Source organism: Klebsiella sp. Ech2A (genome assembly GCF_030078455.1).
GTDB classification, from domain to species: Bacteria; Pseudomonadota; Gammaproteobacteria; order Enterobacterales; family Enterobacteriaceae; genus Klebsiella; species Klebsiella terrigena.
In genome coordinates, this window is sequence record NZ_JAQGFU010000368.1 from 1 (window position 1) to 2078 (window position 2078).

2 protein-coding genes and 1 riboswitch are annotated in these 2078 nt (G+C 59.5%); both genes read left to right on the forward strand.

Annotated elements, in window-relative coordinates; genetic code table 11:
* Positions 1–190 precede the first annotated feature (190 nt).
* A riboswitch (guanidine-I (ykkC/yxkD leader) is annotated at positions 191–289 on the forward strand.
* Positions 290–346: 57 nt separating this feature from the next.
* Positions 347–1405 (forward strand): putative urea ABC transporter substrate-binding protein, encoded by a 1059-nt coding sequence (locus tag PFH44_RS27030; RefSeq protein WP_283826753.1) that lies wholly within the window; start codon positions 347–349, stop codon positions 1403–1405.
* A 24-nt stretch (positions 1406–1429) separates the two neighbouring features.
* The coding region (locus PFH44_RS27035; RefSeq protein WP_283826754.1) for an ABC transporter permease at positions 1430–2078 on the forward strand (649 nt) is incomplete at its 3' end.

Genomic DNA, 2078 nt, shown 5'->3' on the forward strand with positions numbered 1-2078 from the left:
AATAACGCCCCGGCAGGCGCGAGCCTGCCTCCCTCTGCACCAAATCTACGCGTTGCCCCAAAACGACTCCCCATCCTGGTGTGCTGGCGGCGATAAATATTCTATCTTGTTGATTTTATGCTAATTATTATTTTGGTATATGCTTTGCAAGATAAAAACAGAAGGCAGCGCACCATACAATTTAGACGATCAAATAGCTGGCTAGGGTTCCGGTTCACGCAGGTGAATGACTGGTCCGAGAGCTGGCGACCTCTGCGAGGTTACACGGCGGGACAAAAGCCCGGGAGACAGCAGCACCAGTAGGTGTCGCGCTGCTCCTGTTTTTTGTGCCAACCAGAGGTTCATCATGAAGCGATCGCCACTACTCCGTTCTTTTGTTCTGTCCCTGGCGCTGCTGGCCAGTTTCCCTTCCTTTGCCGCGGTGAAAAAAGAGTTCAACATCTGCTGGACGATTTATGCCGGCTGGATGCCCTGGGGCGCCATCAGCAACGAAAAAATCATCGATAAATGGGCCAGCAGATACGGTATCAAGATCAATATCGTGCAGCTCAACGACTACATCGAATCGATTAACCAGTATACCGCCGGCCAGTTCGACGGCTGCACCATGACCAATATGGATGCCCTGACCATTCCCGCCGCCGGCGGGGTGGATACCACCGCGCTGATTACCGGCAGCTACTCTGACGGCAACGATGGCGTGGTGCTGAAGGGGGCGGGCAAAAAGCTGAGCGACCTCAAGGGGATGCAGGTTTACCTCCCGGAGCTGTCGGTTTCCCACTATCTGCTGGTTCGCGGACTGGAAAAGGCCGGGCTGCAGGAGCGGGACGTCAAAGTGGTCAATACCTCTGACGCCGATATCGTTTCCGCCTTCGGCACCAGCAGCGTGCGCGCCGCCGTGGCCTGGAACCCGCAGCTGTCGGTTATCAAAAAGACCCCGCAAACCAGCGAAGTCTTTAGCTCATCCCAGGTACCGGGCGAGATCATCGACATGATGGTGGTCAATACCCAAACCCTGAAGGACAACCCGGCGCTCGGCAAGGCGCTGACCGGCGCGTGGTTTGAAATGATGGCCAAAATGCAGGCCGGGGATAAGCCGGCGCTGAGCGCCATGGCGGCCGATTCCGGCACCGACCTCGCCGGCTATCAGGGGCAGCTGAAAACCACCCATCTGTTCTGGACCGCTGCCGACGCGCTGAGGTTCATCTCCAGCCCCGATCTGGCAAAAACCATGCAGCGCGTGGCGCAGTTCTCCTTCGATAAAGGGCTGCTGGGCGAGGGCGCCCAGAGCGCGGACTTTATCGGCATGCGCTTCCCGGGCGGCCTTGCCGTCGGCGACGCGAGCAACGTCAGGCTGCGTTTTGACGATAGCTACCTGAAGATGGCCGTCGCGGGCCAGCTGTAATGATTGCTGACGGGAGTCAACGCCATGCGACAAATTAACCGCCATCCGCAGCAGGGCATGCGAATGATGCTGATGCTGATGCCCTTTGTGCTGCTGATCGCCGCCTGGGTTATCGGCTCTGCGCTACGGCTGGAGGCCAATCCGCAGGACAAGCTGCTGCCAGGGCTGACGCAAATGGCCGCCGCCGTCGAGCGGATGGCGTTCACGCCGGACAAGCGCAGCGGCGAATACCTGCTGTGGGCCGACACCCTGATCAGCCTAAGTCGCCTGCTGATCGGGCTGGCGCTCTCCTCGCTGATTGGCCTGGGCATCGGTATCGCCGCCGGCGTTTTCCCGCTCTACCGTGCGGCGCTGTCGCCGCTGATGACCGTGATCTCGATGATCCCACCCCTGGCGATCCTGCCGGTGCTGTTTATCGTCTTTGGTCTCGATGAGCTCTCCAAGGTGATGCTGATTGTTATCGGGGTCACGCCAATGCTGGCGCGCGATCTCGAGCAGCGGGCGCGGGAAATTCCGGCAGAGCTGTTTATTAAAGCGCAGACCCTCGGCGCCAACAGCTGGACGCTGGTGCTGCGGGTGGTGCTGCCGCAGCTGCTGTCGCGCCTGATTATCTCCCTGCGCCTGCTGCTGGGTTCGGCGTGGCTGTTTCTGATCTCGGCGGAGGCCATTTCCG

Bases quoted from the DNA above. Each gene is read 5' to 3' on its own strand.
- PFH44_RS27030 (WP_283826753.1), top strand. From the start codon at position 347: ATGAAGCGATCGCCACTACTCCGTTCTTTTGTTCTGTCCCTGGCGCTG.